The sequence below is a fragment of the bacterium genome, from assembly GCA_030693205.1.
Taxonomy (GTDB): Bacteria; Patescibacteriota; Minisyncoccia; order JAHIHE01; family JAHIHE01; genus JAHILZ01.
Genome location: JAUYBG010000005.1, coordinates 1 through 19,240, shown reverse-complemented (window position 1 = coordinate 19,240; position 19,240 = coordinate 1). Strand labels below are relative to the sequence as shown.

Here is a 19,240-nt window from a genome sequence, read left to right as displayed (position 1 = left end):
ATTATTTTTGTATTTAAAAAATAGAGAATATTTTACCTATGTATATATAATACCATATTTTCGCCAATTCGTAAAAAGTGCACAGCCTACCCCGCTCCTCCCCCGCCACCGCCCCCGCCAGCGCTTCCCGCGCCACCGCCTCCGCCTCCGCCAGCGCTTCCCACGCCACCCGCCGAAGAAAATGCCGAGGAAAAACTGGAACTGAAAGACGCGGAAAAACCGGCAGGCGAAAATCCGCCGCCTTGGGAAAATCCACCGGAGTGAATTCCACCCCCGACATAAACGCCGATATACCAGGAAGGATTTTGTATATTAGAAGCCTCAAAAGCTTTGCCCCATTTTTTCTCAATACCGAAAATTATGGCATACGGCAAATATTTTTCAAAAGTTTCCGGCGTCAAATTCTGCATCCGATACCGCTCCGCGGTTTCCAAATACATTTTAAATCCCAGCCAGTCTTCTTTCAGGATAAATCCTTTTTTAGAAAGCCGGGCCTCGTAATTAAGATAAATGTAGATAAGTATCCCGTTTAAAAAAACAGCGCCTAAAAAAATCGCAAATGATGCCACGATGGTTTGGAAAAAGGCAAAAATAAGAATAACCGCAATAAAAGCAACGGCTAAAATCCCGCACCCGGTTTTTTCTTTTTCAACCCCGATCTCAAAAGCCCCGGTATCAATAGTGGTTTCGCTGTATAATTTTTCTTTCAATTTTTCCATCGCTTCAAATAATTCTCTTTTTCTTGCATTACTGGCGTGTTTCATTGCCTTAGTTGAAAAAGTTTTTGTCTCCCCAAAAATCACGCTTAAAAATAAAATTTCATAGTCTTCCAGCGATGACCTATCAGCGTCTTCCACTTCTTCCAATATATAATTTTTGGGAACAAAAAAATCTTTTAAGCCGTTTTTTAACAATGCCCATAAAGGTTTAACGAACATAAAAATAAGCCACATGAATATGCCGCCAAAACTAACAGCAAACCAAAAATTTTTATAAGCAGAAAATCTTACGATCTGAGTGATAAATATCAGCAAGATTAATATAATAGGAATGATCGGAAAAATATTTCTAGCGGTATCCATCCAATCCGCAGTATCTTCTTTAATCCTGACATATCCCCTTACCGCGAGATCAATTACCGTCGCCGACCAGCCTTTATCCGTCACCCTTTCTTTGATCAATATTTCCGCCATTGCCGGACGCAGATTTTCCGGCGGCGCGTATTGCGGAATGATCGTTCCCCTGCCTTTTGGCCGCACTTCCCGCCAATACCAGTGAACAAATATAAAAATCAAATTGGCAAACGTAATAAGTCCTGCCAAAAGATAAAATAAATAAATCCTTAAAAAATCCTGCCAGTAAGCGGACTGGCTCACTATGCCTTTGGGCCAATCCAGCTGGACGGTGAACGCTTCTTTGGATTTAAAATTTTTAGCTTCAAAAAGAAAACTTTTTTTGTCAGGCAAAGGAGACTTATCGATAAAATATTCCTGATAAACATCGGTTCTATAGGCTTTAAAAATCACATTACTGTAATTAACCTCTTCGGGAAGCATTATTTGCGCTGTCGCTTCTTTTACCGGCATTTCGTAATCAGTAAAAACATTCCAATACAACTCGTCATAATCAGGGAAAAAACCAATACCGCCATGAACTTTATATTTAATGATCCACTTATAGGTTGTATCCGCCAAATTATAATACCATTCGATATTTTCAGCGCCATTTTCCTTGAAATAAGTGAAGCGCCCCCAGCTTGCCGAATCCAATTTATCCAATCTTTTTCTGCTATACGCCAATTTTTGCCCTGTTTGACCATCGACAACTTCAATATCTGAAATTCCATCGGTTTTATTAAGCAAAATGCTCCGCCAGCCCGAATGATACTCGCCGATATAATTAAAAGTCTGCTGTTCTTCCGCGTCAAAAGTGGAATCTTGATTTATATTGATTTTTACATCAATTAAATCATAAGAGTAACTTTTCGCTTCCGCTGCTTGGAAAGACAATAAAAAACCGAAAATAAAAATAGCGGGAAGTGCAATAAATCTTTTACTAAAAATTTTAGCAATGGAGTGAAGCATAAAATTTCTTATAATTCTACAGATTTTATACAAAGCGATAAAATACTTAATTTTTCAGACGCTCGGCCGCAATTATACCAGATAGCTACATCAACTCCACCTCGCTCAGATTTTATCGCCCAAAAATGAATTTATTAAAAGTTTTTACAAAGGGCGATAAAATGTGCTTCAAAATCAAATATTTTATCGCTTTGTTTTTGATTGTCTTTACTTAAATCATATCATATTCTTTTAATTTTACAACAAAATACCGCGGGTTTCATATCGCGGTATTAGAATCAATAGATTTTATTAAATTTTATATATTTATCTTCTCCGCGTAATCTCCAATCACCGGAATTTTCCAATATTTACCCTGCAAAACATTTATTATACCAATCACGGATACGATAAATAATACAAATATCACTAAAGGTGATAACATCCATCCGATTATCGGTATAACGCTAACAAACGATATAACAAACAAAATCACTCCCTGTTTTGCGTGAAATTGAGCGAATTTGCTGTCCTTTTTAGCTAAAAGCGGAATTAAAAACAAAATTCCCAAATAGCTCAAAAGCGCCCAGATTTTATTCTGCTGGATATCCTGCTCGTCAGTCAGCGGCGCTTGCGGCGCTACCGGCGGCGTATTTTGCGGCGGCATTTGTTGAGTTTCCATTTTTATCACCTCCGTTCAAAATTAGTTTTTAAAAATTAACGCTTTAAGTTAATCTTTTTTCAATGTCGGTATGGGAATGCTTACACTAGGCAAAAATTTAAGATTTATCCAGACGATCGCAAACATTAAAAGCGTAAAAAATAAAGGAAATTCCAAATTCGGATAAAATCGGAAAACTGTCGCTTCCAAGATCACTCCGAGCGTTATCGCGTGAATACCGATCTGATAGCTTTTACCAAATCTCAAATTCCTTTTCATCGCTTTAGCCATAATCCAGATAACAAGCGCGCCAAAGATCAAATAAATAAGATATTTAATAGTAGCGCCTAAAATTGATCCGACAAAAACCAGCGGCACCAAAACAAGCGGTATAACTTTTAAATATGGCATAATTTTGTTCAGCGCCGAGGAAATTTTCGTTTTGGTAATAACTCCATTGAACTCTTGATTTAAAAATTGGATCTTAATAGCTTCGTTCGAGTCGCGATAAGCAATACTGTCGCGGCTTATAAGAACAAAGGTTTTATAATCTTTAAACGCGTCCAGGTTCAAAGGCGACTGGGTATCAATAACCAATAAATTATCAATTTCATCTTTTATTGTTTTATTGTCCGATCTTTTGCTGTCATTTTTAAACTCGGCCGGCGCTTTTATAAAGTACGGCTCCGAAACATTAGTTGAAATTATTCCATTTTTTACGGTTATTTCCAATTCTTCAGGATAATAATTTAAAACATTGGAACCGATCTCGTCGAAGACTTTATTGATTTTCGGCAATGTTGAAAAAGTAAAAATAATAGTGGAAACCAAGGCGATCAAGCATATCAAGGATAAAAAATATTTTAGTGAATAAGAAAACGGCTTATTCAAAATTTCGCTGTAATAGGCGGAGTTGTAAATACTGGATTTGATATTCTCTATTATTTTCATATTTTTGTATTTAAAAAATTAATAAATTATTTTATTTCCAATCCTCTCAGCGCCGCAATTCGCTCCTCTACGGCCGGATGAGTGGAAAACATATTGGCAAACCAGCTCCGGCCGCTACCGTTGCCTTTCAGAGGATTCACGATATACATATGCGCCGTGGCTTTGTTCGCCACTTCCAGCGGTTCAGTGTCGCCGGAGATTTTTTCGAGCGCTCTGGCCAATCCTTCGGGATGTCGTGTCAAAAGCGCGGCACTGGCATCAGCCAAAAACTCGCGCTTCCGGGAAATCGCCAACTGAATCAAAGTCGCCACGATCGGCGCCAAAATTGTCAAAACAAGCGCGATAATCATAATCGCCCCGCCGCCTTCCCTGTTTCTGCGCCCGCCTCCGAATAAAGACGATCGCCAAAACATATCAGCCAGCAAAGTAATAAAACCCACCAAAATCACCACGATCGTGGAAAATAAAATATCGCGGTTTCCTACATGGCTTAATTCGTGAGCCAATACTCCTTCCAGTTCGGATTTTTCGAGTTTCTGCAAAATTCCTGTTGTTACCGCGATGACTGCATGCTGGGGATCGCGGCCGGTGGCAAACGCGTTCGGCGCCGTGTCGTCAATAATATAAATTTTCGGCACAGGAAGTCCGGCCGTAATGCAAAGATTTTCCACGATATGATAAAGCTCGCGATTGCTGTCGTGATCAATTTCTTTGGCCCCGCTCATGGCCAAAACAATTTTATCGGAAAACCAATAGCTGCTGATACTCATTATCATGCTGAATATCACGGCAAAAACCAAAATGCCGGGGCTATCCATTGCCCGGCTGAAAACCCAGCCCACTCCTATCGCGAATATCAAAAAAGCTGTAATTAACAGATAAGAGTTTCGTATATTTTTATCAGCTTGATTGTATAAAGTAGGCATAGTAAGTAGTGAGTAGGTTGTAGTGAGTAGCAGGAACAAAATTTTCCTACCAACTACAAATTAGAATTTTAATTTGCCTTCCCCTAATGGATTAAAACCATTTTTAACTTCGTCGCCGTCGGTATAGCCATCGCCGTCTGTATCGGGATTAGCTGGATCGGTATGATATTTATTTATTTCTTCATAATCAGTTAATCCATCGTTATCGCTATCCGGAAATTTACCGCCTGCATTTTCAAAGCAATATTGATTTAATTTCTCGTTTGTAATCTTTTTACACAATTCCCCGTCATGTTGTATAAAAGCTATCTCGTAATAAAAAACGCTTTCGCACACTTGCTGCGTTTTTTCAGATTTTAAATTTAAACAATCTTCCGGCTTATCATACATTACAAAAATGTTCCTCAAACAGTGCATAAGATCATAGCCGTCAAAAGACCAACATTTATCAATCTTTTCCACGCCCAATCTTTGCAAGATTGCATTCGCGCATTCAATTCGTATTTTTGAATTTTCAATTTCGCCGCAAACGGCGCTTTCACCTTTAATAAAAGCTACCGAAGCGATACAATCATTTTCATCGCCTCTCCCCTTACATAGTTTAATAATTTCTTTATCGCTCTTTGCTGTTTCGCGATAAAATTCTAATTGCGAAGCGCTAAATTCCGGATGATTATTTTTTAACTCCTCTAAAATACTGGCAATATTTTCACTTTCCGGCAATCTATTTACAATATTTTCTGACCCCCCGTTCCCGTTGTTGTTTTCGGTATCTTTAAATAAAAAAATTGCAAAAGCTACTAAAGCCAATATTATAATTCCTATAATAATTTTTATTGTTTTATTAAACATAAACCTGGGTTTATTTTATTCCCAACATCTAAAAGCGGCTGTTGTATGATTTGTGGTTATCGTCCAGTTTCTAGGGATAGCAATGCTTTGATTCAACCTGCAACTATTATTGCTGGTTCCGCACGGACTTAAGCTTTGAACATTTGTATAACCGCCTGGTATTGCGGCGCCCGCAGGTCTCCCGCAGCAATCACATCCGTCTTTCGTGCAACTTACTAGCTCGCAACAAGCGTAATCATTCATTTGCGGACTTGTGCTGGAGCACGCGGTAGAAGAACTACCTACAGGAAGCGGTTCTGAAACAGTACAAGCGCCCCAATCCGTGCTAGTGCTGTTGCAGGTTTGCGTCCCCGCAACCGGTACACCCGTACACCATGCCGGAAGCCCTGTCGTATATATACCTGAACAATCATTTGTAATAGGACTATTTTGATCGCAAATTTCCGGTCCGTTCACTATGCCATCCCCGGCATATCCGCCAGTAGGAGTACAGCTAGCGGTACAAGCATATTGGTGAGAAGGGGAACTTTCTTCCGGCGAGCGAGCTACCCCGCTCAATCCATCACAACTTTCTCCCAATTCCGGATCCCAAATACCATCACCGCAAACACAAGTTACGGTTGCGCTTGGCATATTACAATTCACCTGATTCCATGTAGCCATATTAGCGTATCCCATTCCTTGCAAAATTACCGCGATAACAAGCCAAGCAATAAAAACAATGGCTATTCCAGTAATTGCACTGGTGACGGCTGATTTAGCCAATTCGATCTTTCGAGAATTTCCGGCGGAAAAAGCATAGAGAAGTCCGGTGATGACAAGGATAAATACTCCGACGCCGATTGTCAAGGTCATAACAAAATTAATGATGTTTTTCAGCATATAAAATAAAGCACAAAGGCCGCAAGGAGCAGATTCGTCGATTGGAGTAACGCAATTATCGGAAAGTCTGCCGCAAGAAATAAGTCCTCCCGCAATCTTTAAACACTGGCCATTTGTACAGGCGCCATTGCATTTTACTCCGCAATATCCGCAATTATTTTTATCAGTTAATAAATCAACTTCGCATGCATTTAATGAATTTCCATCACAATCCGCAAACCCCGTCGGACAAGCCGCTTTTGCTATATTAATGCCGAAAGTCTTCGTCTCAGAAAAAGATGAATCGAGAGACAGCGGTTGAAAAAATAAAAATAAAAAAATAAAAACACCCAAAATATAACGATTATGAGTATTTTTATCTAATTGGGTATATAAAGTTGGCATAATTTTAATTCTAAACACGAAATACTCTCTTTTTGTCATTCCGAGCCCTTCGGTTCCTCAGGATAAACTCCACGAGGAATCCCTTGAACATACAAAATAACAAGAATAAGGGATTTCTCTTCGCCTGATGGCGAATTCGAAATGACAAAACAGCATATTTCGCAACTAGCGAATACTAGAATTTCACTTGCACCGGTTCTTTTTCCGCCACGTTGGCAATCTCGAAGAATTCCCTCTTCTTATAAGCCAGCATATTGGCCACAATCATATCCGGAAAAACTTCAAGCTTGATATTGAAATCGCGCACATTACCGTTATAGAATCGGCGGGAAGCCTGAACTTTGTCTTCCGTATCAGTCAGCTCGCGCTGTAATTCCAAGAAATTCTCGCTAGCTCGAAGTTGAGGGTAATTTTCCGAAACCGCGAACAGGCTCTTAAGTGCGCCCGTAAGCATATTTTCCGCTCCAGCTTTTTGCTCAGGACTCTGCGCGTTCATCGCATTCGCTCTAGCTTGAGTTACTTTTTCAAAAAGCTCTTTTTCGTGCGTCGCATATCCCTTAACTGTATTGATAAGATTCGGGATCAAATCATACCGTCTTTTTAACTGAACATCAATATCGCTCCAGGCTTCGTCTACCCTGTTTTTCAAGGTTACAAGGCCATTATAAATGCCAACAGCCCACAAAATTATCGCTAATACCGCTACTAAAAATACATATTCGATCATATTTTTATTTATTAATTATTAACTGCTTAATATAAAATATAACATAAATTGTGTAAAAAGTAAACTCCAAACGATAATTTACAATAAGCTAAGAATAAAAATTAAAATCGCCAAAACAAATAAATAATATTATTTTGCAACACAAATGAATATAAAATATCGTACGGGGTAAACTTTATTAAACACACTAAAATCAAATATATGATATGAAAACGGCTCCCATGATAACAAAAACTATATTATCTTCCGGCAAGACCAAAATTCCATTCAAAATAAAATTATTAATGGACTTGACAAACCTATTTAGATATGATATAGTGTAGTTTCTAATTAACAGACTCATCTTTCTCAGCTTATATTTAGGTATATATTTCTGACTTTGAATGGGTCAGAATTTTTTATAAATATATGACACCAACAACATTCGACGGACTTGGCATTGCGCCAAAAATTTTAGAAATATTGGATGCGCTAAAATTTACCGCGCCAACTCCGATACAATTTCAATCTATCCCTCCCGCGCTGACGGGAAAAGATATCGTAGGTATTGCTCAAACCGGAACCGGCAAAACTCTGGCTTTTGGCATTCCAATGATCCAGCGGCTGGCAACTTTAAAAGGTAAAGGGCTTATCTTGCTTCCGACCAGAGAGCTGGCTTTGCAAGTAAATGAAGCGATTGATAAAATTGGCAGGCCTTTAAGTTTAAGAACCGCGGTATTGATCGGCGGAGAAAAAATGTTCCACCAAAACCGGGCCTTGAGCCGGGATCCTCATATTATTATCGCCACCCCCGGCCGGCTTATTGATCACCTTGAACAAAGAACGGTCAGCCTGAACAATGTGGTAATTTTAGTGCTCGATGAAGCTGATCATATGCTGGATATCGGATTTGCGCCGCAGATAAACAAGATATTGCAGACTGTGCCGCGCGATCGGCAAACCATGCTTTTTTCCGCGACCATGCCGCCAAAGATCGTCGCTCTGGCTAATTCTTACATGAAGCTCCCGATAAGAGTCGAGGTGGCTCCTCAAGGCACGGCGGCAACCAACGTCACGCATGAAATTTTCTTTGTCCAAAAAGAATCAAAATTATCTTTATTGGAAACGGTTTTAAAAGAACATAAAGGAAGCACTCTGGTTTTTTCCCGGACAAAACATGGCGCGAAAAAAATCGCTTATACCATCAGAGGCATGGGACACACCGCGGCTGAAATTCATTCTAATCGCAGCCTGAGCCAGAGACTGAAAGCGCTGTCCGGATTTAAAACCGGAGCTTTCCGAGTTTTAGTGGCTACCGACATTGCCGCCCGCGGCATTGATGTCACCAATATTGAACTGGTGGTAAACTTTGACTTGCCGGAAAATCCCGAAGACTATGTGCACCGCATCGGCCGCACCGGACGCGCCGGACATTCGGGACACGCGATCTCTTTTGCCACGCCCAACCAAAGATTTGATATTAAAACCATTGAACGCCTTATCAAAAAACAATTGCCAGTTTCTCCTCTGCCGAATTTACCGAGACCTCAAGCTCAGCCTGGCGGATTTCAGGGAAGCTTCCGGCAAACCGGAGCAACACGCATTCAGACGCATCCTTTTGCTTCGCAAGAAAAACAAAGCGCAAAACCCTGGGGCAAATCACGAGGCAGATCTCATGGCGGATCGCAAGAACCATCAAAATCTTTTGAAAATTTTGGAAATCACCGCAAAAGATCCAAATTTAAATTTAAAACTAAAAAATGGTAGAACTTACTCCATATAAAAAGCCCTTCCTAAGGAAGGGCTTTTTAGTTTTTTTAAAAAACCGAAATCTTTTCAAAAAAAAAGCTTTGTGCTATAATCTATGCATTATCGGTTATAAAAAAAATAAAATAAAAAATATGGAAACAAAGAAAGAAAACCATAAAAGTGTCGGTCACGAAACACACAAAAGGACAGATGAAACAGTGTTCGAATTAACCCTTGAGAAAAAAAAGAAAAAATTATTCGACAATAAAAGCTTTTCCAAAGGATTTTTGGCGGGTTTCTTTATCATGGCTATTTTGGCGACCGGAATAGTTTCCTTAAAACTATCCCCTCTTATTAAAAACGGATCAATAAAAAATCCCATCACATTGGAACAAGCCAAAATAAAAGCTGAAACTTTTATTAACAAAAATCTTATGGCTCCGGGAAGCAAAATCACGATAAAAGGAGCTGAGGAAAAAAACGGCCTTTACAAAATCGCCGTCAATACCGGTTCGGGAAACGATATTGACGCTTACATGACCAAGGACGGAAAAATATTTTTTCCTCAAGCCGTGGATATAGAAAAAACGGAAAATGATAAAAAAAACGCGGCTCAATCTAATTCTGCCGCTCAAACCGAATTGGTAAAAAGCGACAAACCGGAAGTGGAGCTCTTTGTTATGAGCCACTGCCCTTATGGCACGCAAATTGAAAAAGGAATTCTTCCTGTAGTCAGCGCTCTTGGAAATAAAATAAACTTTGATATTAAATTCACTGATTATGCCATGCATGGGGAAAAAGAATTACAGGAAGAGCTTAGCCAATACTGCATCAAAACAAACGAACCCGCAAAATTTAATAACTATTTAAAATGTTTTATTGAAAGCACAAGCGGAGACTCGGCAACCTGTCTTACGAAAGCAAGTGTAAACAAAACTAAATTATCTTCCTGTGTTGCCGCCACTGATAAAAAATTCAAAGTAACAGCCAACTTCGCCGACAAAAACACCTGGAAAGGAAATTACCCCACTTTTAATATTTACGCCGAAGATAATGCAAAATATGGAGTCCCCGGCTCTCCAACCCTTATTATAAATGGCGCAACGGCAGATTCAGCCAGAGATTCAGCCAGCCTTTTAAAAACTATTTGTTCCGCCTTTAATACTCCGCCTAAAGAATGTAGCGTCACGCTTTCCGCGACTGCTCCAGCTCCGGGATTTGGAACCGGCGTCAGCACCAGCGCAAGCAGCGCCTCTTGCGGCAACTAAAAAACTTTTTGCGCACAAAAAAACACTCTCAACTTTTCAGGAGTGTTTTTTTAATATTTGATTATTCCTTTATCGCCTCCAGTAATTTTACCATTTTCTCCGCATAAGAAGCAAAATCTTCTTTAGACGCCTTGGAAATCGGATCCCCGACAACAATATTTACTGTCAGTGAATTGATATATGCTCCATTTAATTTCATTGAATAGTCCAAGTGGGCGCCGGTAGCATATCCCGTCGATCCAACATATCCGATTGTAGTACCTTGTAAAACCGAAGTCCCGACTTTTATTCCCCTGGCAAAACCCGAAAGATGTCCGTAATAAGTAACGTATCCGTTCGAATGGCGCACACCGATATAATTGCCATAATCATATCGCCAAGTAGCCAGCATAATCTTGCCGTCTCCCACTGTTACTACCGGCGTTCCCCCAGCCGCTACATAATCAATAGCTCTGTGAGAGGTGACTATTTTTAATATCGGATGTAGCCGCGCGTTGGTGTAACCTGAACTGATATAACGATAGTTCAGAGGCGATTTTAAAAACGCTTTTTTGAGCGACTTTCCGTTTTCGTCAAAATAAGAACTGGCATTCCCCGGATCATCAAAATAAAACGTCCTGAACGTTTGTCCTTGATTCTGAAATTCCGCCGCTAAAATATTCCCTTCCAACGCTAGCGCGCCATCTTTGTATTTTTCTTCATAAATTATTTTAAAATTGTCGCCTTCTCTGATATCAGTAGCAAAATCAATTTCTCCGGAAAAAACATCCGCCATAAGCAAAATCGTGCCTGCGCTCAATCCTATCTCGCTTCCGGCTTCAAAAAGCGAGCTTGTAACCTTATTTCCCTTGCTGGCAATTTTAACATCAAAAATAATTTCTTTTTCTTCCGCAATAAATTCATTTTCATCTTTTTTACTTATTATTAAAACTTTTTCCGCGCTAATCGCGTACTCAATTTTTTTCACAGAACTTTTATCCTCCTCGAATTTAATTTTTATCGCATTCCCTATTTTTATTTTTGTCGGACTATAAATTTTTTCAAAAGCTTCAATTATCTTAATTCTCTCCTCATTTTTTGCGTTTAATGATTCCAAAATCAAGGATAAAGTATCTCCTTCTCGGACGATATATTCCGCATCAAAACTTTCTTTGGTATTTTTAAATGAGTTATCAGCATTTTCTTCGCTCTGAGCTATTTTCTTATTGCTTATGCTTTGCTTAAAATATATTTTATAAATTAAAAAACCAGTAGCAATAATGGCTAATATAGCTACTGTAAAAAATAATGTTTTTTTGCTTATTGATTTTGTTTTTGTTTTTTGATCAGCGGATTTTTCTATCATAATTTGTCTCTATTCCTCTTCCTACCTCCCTATCCCCCTAGCCCAGCCGAAGATATTCTCGAATTGGTTGATGATCATCTGGATGATGGATTGGCGCTTGATCGGAGCAAGAATAGTGTAGTCGGAGGAGATAGTGGTGTTGCCGAATTTGTCGGTGGAAGCGACGCGGAAGCGGTAGACGGTGCCGGGCTTGAACTGGGTAAGGACCACGATGTGGTTGGTGGTAAGGTTGGCGTCAAGAGCGGATTCGTTGGCCAGAGTGTCGCCTTTGGTGCCGCCCATGTCCCAGAGGACTTTGGTGGAAGAAAGTTCGTTGGTCTTCCAGGAAATAATGGACTGGACTTTGTCATCAACGGTGGAGAGGACGGCGGACTGGCTTCTAACTTGGGAGATCTCGGGAGGAACCACATCCATACCGGTCTGGACATCAAAAGCGGGAACGGAAGCCAGATTATTGGCATCGTCGCGGCCTTGGATCTCGATCTTGTAGGTCTTGCCGGCTTCGAGAGAAGCAAGAAGAATGGCGTGGTCAATAGTTTTTTCTTCTTTGCCGAGATTTTTCACTTCGCTGGTTTCGGCATTGGTGTAGCGGACGTTGGAATTAATCGGAATGTTAGATGTCCAGGCCAGAGCGATGGAATTGTCTTTGACCTCGCTGAGGGTGTATTTGGTGATCTCAGGGAGAGAAGGAGTGGAAAAAGAATAATCGTCGGAGACCAGGATGGTGCCGAGGTCTTCGGTGGAACGGACTCGAAAATGGAAGACCGAGGAAGGAGCCAGATTGGTCAAAATGATGGAATGAAGCCTGACTTGCTCGTCTTTGTTTTCTTGATAGTTGCCATAATTTGAAGTTGGTCCGTATTCGAGAGAACTGGTGGAAATATTGGCTGTTTCCCAGCTAATCTTGGCAGAGGTGAGATTAAGATCGGAAACAAGAACATTGAAAATTGAAGAGGCTGAGGCGGTGGTAAAAGATTTGATATCGGAAGAAGCGGTATTGCCAAGAATATCTTGGGATTGAGCTTGAAAAGAATATTTGGTGGCGGGAACCAGACCGAGAAGCGCGACTTCGTGTTTGGTGCTGAAAATATCATTATCGCCTATTTTAGTCCATTCGGTTTGTTTCGACAATGAATTGGTTTTTTCTTCTGTGAATTTCACAATGGAATTAGCTCTTCGATCGGTTTGCCAATAAACCGTCGCTCCATAACTTCGAATGTCTTTGATATTTGGACCTTCCGCTCCGATGATAGGAGGATTAACGATTCGAGAGAGAAGTTCTTTAATATTTTCTTCAGTGGCCAGCTTGTCTTTAATTAAAGTTTTGGCAATGGATTCAAATTCTTTTTTAAGAGTATCCACCGTAGCCGCGCCTTTGTCTTTGGATTCGGAGATAGCCGGGGTTTTGAAAGATTGATCTTGGGATTCGGCAGTGTTGCCGCGAAGATCAGTAGACAGAACCCGGAAATAGTAAGTGGAAGCGGAGTCAAGACTGTTAAGAGTGACGGAATGAGATTTAACAGAGTCTTTGCTGTTGCCGCTGGAATAAGCGTACTTCCCTTTAATGTCATAGGAGTAAGTGTCATAGCCTACCATGGAGCTGGAAGCTTCATCCGTGGTCCAAGTGATAGTGGCGGCGTTGAAATCAATAGCGGAAACTTTGATGTCAGAAATTATAGGGGATGCAGTGTCAATAATCGGACAAGTAAGAGTTTCCTGAACCGGGCAAGAGCGGCAAGACGGGCAATCCACAGCAGCGCCGGCAGTAGTGGAAAATGTGTAGCCGGCGCCGGAATTGTTGTCAACGCCGCGGTTGCCGGCGGCATCGGTGGATTTGACCTGAAAATAATAGGGGGTAAGAGGGGTTAAGGAAATCAGCTGAACGGAATGGGAAACTAAAGAATCGCCGGGATTGCCTTGAACCGAAGTGTAGATATTGGCCACCGTGCCAAATTCCACGTAAGAATTGGAGTTTTCATTGGTAGTCCAAGTAATGATCGCTTTGTTGGCGGTCACAGTGGAAATTTGGACATTGGAAATAATCGGGGGGATATTGTCTGTGCCAGCCAGAGTAGTGAAAGTGAAACCCGCGCCGCTGTTATCGTCAGTGGCCAGCTGATTGCCATCACGAGATTTGACGCGGTAATAATAAATAGAGGAAGGGGCCAGGCTGGTCAGGGTAACAGTATGGGAAGTGAGATTGCTGGCGACGCCGGTTTCATAGCCGTAGGTTTTGTCCAAGCTGTAGCCGACAGTGGAATCGGCGTTAACGCTCGTGGTCCAAGTGATCGTGGCGGAAGTGGCGGCAATGCCGGAAGACGCGATTGAAGAGATGATAGGCAGAGTGCCGGCGCTAGCATCGGCTTGCGTGGTGAAAAAATAGGAAGGATCTTCTTTTGAACCCGCATTGCCGCTTGAATCGATGGATTTCACGCGGTAATAATACTTGGTATTGGGAGCCAGTCCCGCCATATTAACAGTATGAGATTTGGTGGAAACGGAAGAACTACCTTGGGTAAAGCCGTAAGAAGCGGTAAGACCGTAATCAATCAAGCTGGAGGAGTTTTTATCCGTGTCCCAGGAGATAATCGCGGTGGTGGTGCCGACAGCGCCAAGCGTGACATTGGTAATGACCGGAGCGATGATATCAAGCTGAGCCGGAGTAGCGGCGGAAACGATATTGGAAATAGCCGAGACATTAGGAATTTCATCCGAAGTTTTGATGGCAAAATAATAAGAGGTGGAAGGGGTAAGCCCTGTGACAGTCATGGACTGAGCCGTAGTGGAAATTGCGGGCAGAGGCTCGTTGGCAATTTGGGTGGCCGCGTTCCAATTAGTGTCAATGTCCGAAGCGGAAACCGTGGAATAGCGGATGTCGTAACTGGTTGCCGTGCCGGTAGCGCCGTTGTCGCCGGGAGCGATCCATGTAAGAGTGAGGGATGTTGAAGCGATGCTGGCAGCCGGAGCGGCCAAATCGGAGATAGCCGCGGGAGGGATGGAATCAATGGTGGTGGTGAAGAAATATGGGACGGACTCTCCGACATTGCCGAAAAGATCGCGGGCGCGGAGTTTGTAATAGTACTTGGTGTTGGTGCTAAGGGCTTCCATGGTTACGGTATTCAAAACACCGAAAGTGATCAAAGAGGGATAGCCGGTTTCTTTGGAATAGCTGGCCGGAGGAGTGGCAGAGGGCTGGTAGATAACGGAGAAGAAAGCGTTTTCGTTGGCTGAGAAAATAGCGGAGGCGGTAGTATCGCCTAAGGAAGAGTTGGCTGTTGACGGGCCTTGAGCAGCTTCGGTGAAAGTGATGATCGGCGCGGTCGGATCAGCTTTATCAAATTCAGTCGTGAATTGAAGATAAGGAAAGGCAGAAGGAGAAGTAAGGGTATTGGCGCTCGCGTCAGCGGAAATGATTTGAAAATTGTAGGTGGTGGAAGAAGCGAGCGAAGTGAGAATAACAAAATGATTGGTGACTAATTCCGGTTGAAGATCGGTATAGGTAACCGGAGCAGTGGCATTATCCACGGCCACGACATATCTAAGCCGGGTAGAAGAGGGCTCATCGGTTACCCAGCTCACAGTGGCAGAATCACGGCCGGCAGTAACGGCCGGAGTGCCGACCAAGCTTGGAGGGGTGGAATCAGCCGCAGCGGTAAAAGTGTAGAGGCCGGTCGGAGGAGTAACCGGGCTTTTGAGGAGATTGCCGGAAGAATCAGCGGAAAAAATCTGATAGTAATAAAGAGAGCCGGGGGTGAGGCTCGCGATAGCCACGGAGTGAACGGTAACCGAATCAGTCACGGCGCCGGCGGTGAGGTTGAGATTGTTTTGATTAGCGCCGTATTTGACCACGGAGTAAGAATTTTCATTGGTAGTCCAGCCGATAGTGGTGGTAGTTTGAGTCGTGCCGGTGTCGGCGGGAGCCACATCCAGAGTAGGAGCAGTGATATCAGCCGTGGTCGCGGTATTGAATTGATCAAAAGGAGAAACAGTCTGATAGGTCAGATTATTGGCAGAAGCGTCATTACTCAGTACCTGGTAATTGTAAATGGTGTCAGGAGTAAGTCCGCTAGGAATTATTACAATATGATTGGTAACCAGTTCGGATTGAACCGAGGTGGCAGTGCCGGCGGCCGGATCAGTAGTGTTATCTACGGCTTCAATGTATTTTACTTGAGAAGTGGAAGCTTCGCTGGTAGTCCAGGAAATCGTGGCTGAAACCTGACCGGCGATGACTGAAGGCGTGCCGACAATGGAAGGAACGGTGGAATCGGCCAGAGTGGTGAAAGTGTATAAGCCAGCGGGAGGATTAGCCGGGCTTTTGAGTAAATTACCGGCGGCATCAGCAGATAAAATTTGATAATAGTAAAGAGTGCCGGAAGCGAGATTAGAGAGCGCCACGGAATGAGCCAGCATTGACTCGGTGGCATTGCCGGCAATCAGGTTAAGATTGTTTTGATTAGTGCCGTATTTGACCAGGGAATAGGAAGCTTCGTCCGTAGTCCAGCCAATGGTTGTACCGGTTTGAGTAGTGAGAGTATCAGTGGGAGGAACGGTCAAAGAAGGAGGGGTGACATCGTCATTTGATTCTCCGATCACCGAGCCATCGGGAATGGCCGAGACTGTGGCAGAATAACCGGAAACGCCGTTAATATTTTCCGCTGTCACTTTGTAGAAATATTTAGTGGTGGGGATAAGAGTACCAAGAGCATTGTCCGCGCAATTGCCATCGCCTTCGTCAAAGCAATAATTGGTGGCGCCGGCAACAGTGGTGATAACCGCAAAAGAAGTACCGCCATAATTAACCTGGCTGTCGCATTTATTAGGATCGGAGATGATCTCGGCCGCGGTTTGCTCGCAGCGCCAGACATTGTATGCCGTAGCGACGGAAACCACATCCCACCAGAAAATATCCCGATATTTGCTAGCCGGCACTGCGGAGATATCCGTGATCTTCATATTAACCGGAATAGCCGGATTGGAAGAATATCCGGAAATCATATTGCAATTATCATCTTTGAACTGCCAATAGACCATATAGACTCCGTTGGCATCCGGAGGAGCAAATGACCATAATTTTGTCGCAGTATAGGCTTCCCATGGAGTAGTAATATCCGTGCAAGCGGCAGGCAAATCATTGGCGTTGGAAAATCTCATAAAGGCGGCGGTCTGGCCGGCAGCAGCGCTAATATTCATAGTAAGACCGGAGGGAGCATTAACATCCATTTTCACGGCATAAGAAGCATAGGCTGGAACTTTGGTGTCAATGGTAATATTGCCTGAATCCCCTGTGCCGGTCGGATTGCCGATTTCGCGGTCATTGGCCGTGACGCGGATTTTGGCAGCGGTGGAATAGAAATTAGGCAGATTGGCGGCTGCGGTCCAGATGGCGGATTTGGCAGCGGGAGTAGCAGTGATGCCGGTTAGCGCGCCGGCGCCGGAAACCGTTGCGGCTTTAATCCAGACCACTGTGCCGGAAGCGTGACCGGCGTATTTGGTGTTATTGATAGCGCGAGTGGCGCCGGTTAAAGAGCCGGAACCTTTACCGGTGTAGGAAATCAATTCATTTTCCACTTGAACAGTGCCGGAGGCGGGCAAAAAAGTGATATCTCCGGACACAAGAATCGTGCCGCCGGCGGTATCGTTAGATAAAACTTGATTCAGAGTAATGCCAATATCGGCTAAAACAGAAATATCGATATCGGATTGCTCGATGTCGGAAAGATTGTAATTTACGGTGATGGTTCCATCAGCGCCTTGGGAAGCGGAAGTAATAGCAGCTGTTGGCGCGGTGTTTTGTTTGTATTCAAAAGTGACGCTGGTGATAGTCGGCGCGGCAGTTCCCGCGGAAGTAAAATATGTTTTGTATTTGATGTATTGATCAGAGTAGCCATCGGATAAAATTGAGTTTGGGGGAATATTGCAAGTGACGGTCGCGGCGCCGGAACAGTTGACGGCATTGGCGGAAGAATAGAAATCAATGTTGATATCGGTGGTACCGGCCGGACCATAGAAACTTGTCCAGCTTGAACCATCGGCAGAAGTGGCGATCTGGAATTTAATCGTATTACCGCTTCCCAAAGTTTGATTCCAACTTAGAGAGTAAGGCACGTTGTAGGTTTGCTCGGTATTGTAGGAGGAAGAGGTGAAGTTACCGGTAAGGGTATTGAAATAGTTGAAGGAGACATCGTAAAGCTTGGAGGTGGCTGTGCCGTCGCCGATAAACCAAATCTTGTATTGCAACCATTGATCATTGGCTCCAGCGGAATGAACTGAGTTAAGAGATTCTCCTGTTTTGGTAGTGTTGTAAAAAGTGGTGGCATAGCTATCGTCCGCCACAGTATCGGCGCAAGTAGTTGGTCCGCACCATTTGGAGCCGCTCGTCCAATCCGGAGAGCCGGAAGAATCGGGCGCGGTGCGGACTTGGAATTTCACGTCAAAAGCGGCGCCGGGAACTAATTCATTCCAAGAAATTTGATTAAACTTATTATCACCGATGCCGACATCGGCTTTATACGGAGAAGAAAGCAGAAACGCTTCGCCCGGATAGCCGGATTGGGAATAGTTAATGGTTATATCTGTAAGAGTGATTATATCCCCGCTTGAGCCTGAATCAAACCATGCTTTGTATTGGATATATCGATCATTTTCATCGTTAGAGTGAACAGAATTTAAATCAGTTTCGCTTGTCGTATAATAGCTCGCGGCATAATCCGCGTCGCCGGCAGTGGCGGCGCAATCTGTGGGCCCGCACCATTTGGAGCCGTTCGTCCAATCCGGAGAGCCGGAAGAATCAGGCGCGGTGCGGATCTGGAATTGCAAGGTTGCGCCGCTCGGAATTGAAGCATTCCATGAGACAGTGGTATATGAAACTATCGGGAATGTGGTGTCTTTATATGGAGAAGTATAATCAGCCACTGTCGCGGCGCTGGCAGAGGGAATGCTAAAAGCGAGATCAAAGATATTTTTGGCTTGAGAGAAAAAATTGGATAGATAGAATTTGATGGTAGAAAAAATGCCGGGATTCCCTTTTTCTGTCATTGCGAGACTGTCAGCGGACAAGCGAAGCAATCTCATATTCAAATCCTGGTTTTCTGACACTTTATGCTTAATACCTAATACTTGATACTGTTTTAAATCATTACTCGCCAATCTCGAATTGGAATTATTAAAATACGCCAGGCCATATCCTCCACCCATATATGTTGCGCTTGTGTTTCCGTCATAGATGGAACCATTGCCGCCATTAGCAAAACCTGTTCCACCGGTAGCGGTAGTATTGGTACTGGTTAAAATACTGCTTGTATTGGTTGTATAAGAAACCGCAATCCTTCCGCCTGAGCCGCCGCCGCCATTTGCAGTAGTTACAAGGCCGCCGCTATTTCCTCCGTCAGCAGAAATAGAGCCGGTTGTGCCTGCTATACTGAGAGCATCAATCCAGATACTTCCGCCTGCG

General features: G+C 43.0%; 11 protein-coding genes. 2 read left to right on the top strand and 9 right to left on the bottom strand.

The features are described from left to right. Nucleotides 1–86 precede the first annotated feature (86 nt). The 7 genes from Q8N37_00345 to Q8N37_00315 all read right to left on the bottom strand — a co-directional run bounded on the left by Q8N37_00345 (nt 87) and on the right by Q8N37_00315 (nt 7,446). Nucleotides 87–2,084 (bottom strand): DUF2207 domain-containing protein, encoded by a 1,998-nt coding sequence (locus Q8N37_00345; protein MDP3056958.1) that lies wholly within the window; start codon nt 2,082–2,084, stop codon nt 87–89. A gap of 298 nt (nt 2,085–2,382) precedes the next feature. Beyond that, entirely contained in the window at nt 2,383–2,745 is a 363-nt protein-coding gene (locus Q8N37_00340) for a hypothetical protein (protein MDP3056957.1), read from the bottom strand. 48 nt (nt 2,746–2,793) lie between these two features. Further along, on the bottom strand, nt 2,794–3,675 hold the full coding sequence (locus tag Q8N37_00335) for a DUF1189 family protein (GenBank protein ID MDP3056956.1): 882 nt from the start codon (nt 3,673–3,675) through the stop codon (nt 2,794–2,796). 26 nt (nt 3,676–3,701) lie between these two features. Beyond that, on the bottom strand, nt 3,702–4,601 hold the full coding sequence (locus Q8N37_00330) for a M48 family metallopeptidase (GenBank protein MDP3056955.1): 900 nt from the start codon (nt 4,599–4,601) through the stop codon (nt 3,702–3,704). A 60-nt stretch (nt 4,602–4,661) separates the two neighbouring features. Then, complete coding sequence (locus tag Q8N37_00325) at nt 4,662–5,453, bottom strand: hypothetical protein (GenBank protein MDP3056954.1); 792 nt, start codon at nt 5,451–5,453, stop codon at nt 4,662–4,664. Between the two features lie 15 nt (nt 5,454–5,468). After that, nucleotides 5,469–6,719, bottom strand: a complete 1,251-nt coding sequence (locus tag Q8N37_00320; GenBank protein MDP3056953.1) for a hypothetical protein — start codon at nt 6,717–6,719, stop codon at nt 5,469–5,471. Nucleotides 6,720–6,894: 175 nt separating this feature from the next. Continuing rightward, entirely contained in the window at nt 6,895–7,446 is a 552-nt protein-coding gene (locus Q8N37_00315) for a LemA family protein (protein ID MDP3056952.1), read from the bottom strand. 408 nt (nt 7,447–7,854) lie between these two features. Here Q8N37_00315 and Q8N37_00310 point away from each other — a divergent pair, with 408 nt between their 5' ends. After that, the gene (locus tag Q8N37_00310) at nt 7,855–9,192 is read left to right on the top strand and encodes a DEAD/DEAH box helicase (GenBank protein MDP3056951.1); all 1,338 of its coding nucleotides are present in this window, start codon (nt 7,855–7,857) and stop codon (nt 9,190–9,192) included. Nucleotides 9,193–9,326: 134 nt separating this feature from the next. Next, the gene (locus tag Q8N37_00305; protein ID MDP3056950.1) at nt 9,327–10,442 is read left to right on the top strand and encodes a hypothetical protein; all 1,116 of its coding nucleotides are present in this window, start codon (nt 9,327–9,329) and stop codon (nt 10,440–10,442) included. A 61-nt stretch (nt 10,443–10,503) separates the two neighbouring features. On the opposite strand, the gene Q8N37_00300 is transcribed toward Q8N37_00305, so the two are convergent. Continuing rightward, a complete protein-coding gene (locus Q8N37_00300; GenBank protein ID MDP3056949.1) occupies nt 10,504–11,787 on the bottom strand; it encodes a peptidoglycan DD-metalloendopeptidase family protein in 1,284 nt (427 codons plus the stop codon). Between the two features lie 21 nt (nt 11,788–11,808). After that, on the bottom strand, nt 11,809–19,240 hold a 7,432-nt coding region (locus Q8N37_00295), incomplete at its 5' end, for a fibronectin type III domain-containing protein (protein ID MDP3056948.1).

Bases quoted from the DNA above. Each gene is read 5' to 3' on its own strand.
- Q8N37_00345 (MDP3056958.1), bottom strand. From the start codon at position 2,084: ATGCTTCACTCCATTGCTAAAATTTTTAGTAAAAGATTTATTGCACTT.
- Q8N37_00315 (MDP3056952.1), bottom strand. From the start codon at position 7,446: ATGATCGAATATGTATTTTTAGTAGCGGTATTAGCGATAATTTTGTGG.
- Q8N37_00305 (MDP3056950.1), top strand. From the start codon at position 9,327: ATGGAAACAAAGAAAGAAAACCATAAAAGTGTCGGTCACGAAACACAC.
- Q8N37_00340 (MDP3056957.1), bottom strand. From the start codon at position 2,745: ATGGAAACTCAACAAATGCCGCCGCAAAATACGCCGCCGGTAGCGCCG.
- Q8N37_00320 (MDP3056953.1), bottom strand. From the start codon at position 6,719: ATGCCAACTTTATATACCCAATTAGATAAAAATACTCATAATCGTTAT.
- Q8N37_00330 (MDP3056955.1), bottom strand. From the start codon at position 4,601: ATGCCTACTTTATACAATCAAGCTGATAAAAATATACGAAACTCTTAT.
- Q8N37_00300 (MDP3056949.1), bottom strand. From the start codon at position 11,787: ATGATAGAAAAATCCGCTGATCAAAAAACAAAAACAAAATCAATAAGC.
- Q8N37_00335 (MDP3056956.1), bottom strand. From the start codon at position 3,675: ATGAAAATAATAGAGAATATCAAATCCAGTATTTACAACTCCGCCTAT.
- Q8N37_00310 (MDP3056951.1), top strand. From the start codon at position 7,855: ATGACACCAACAACATTCGACGGACTTGGCATTGCGCCAAAAATTTTA.
- Q8N37_00325 (MDP3056954.1), bottom strand. From the start codon at position 5,453: ATGTTTAATAAAACAATAAAAATTATTATAGGAATTATAATATTGGCT.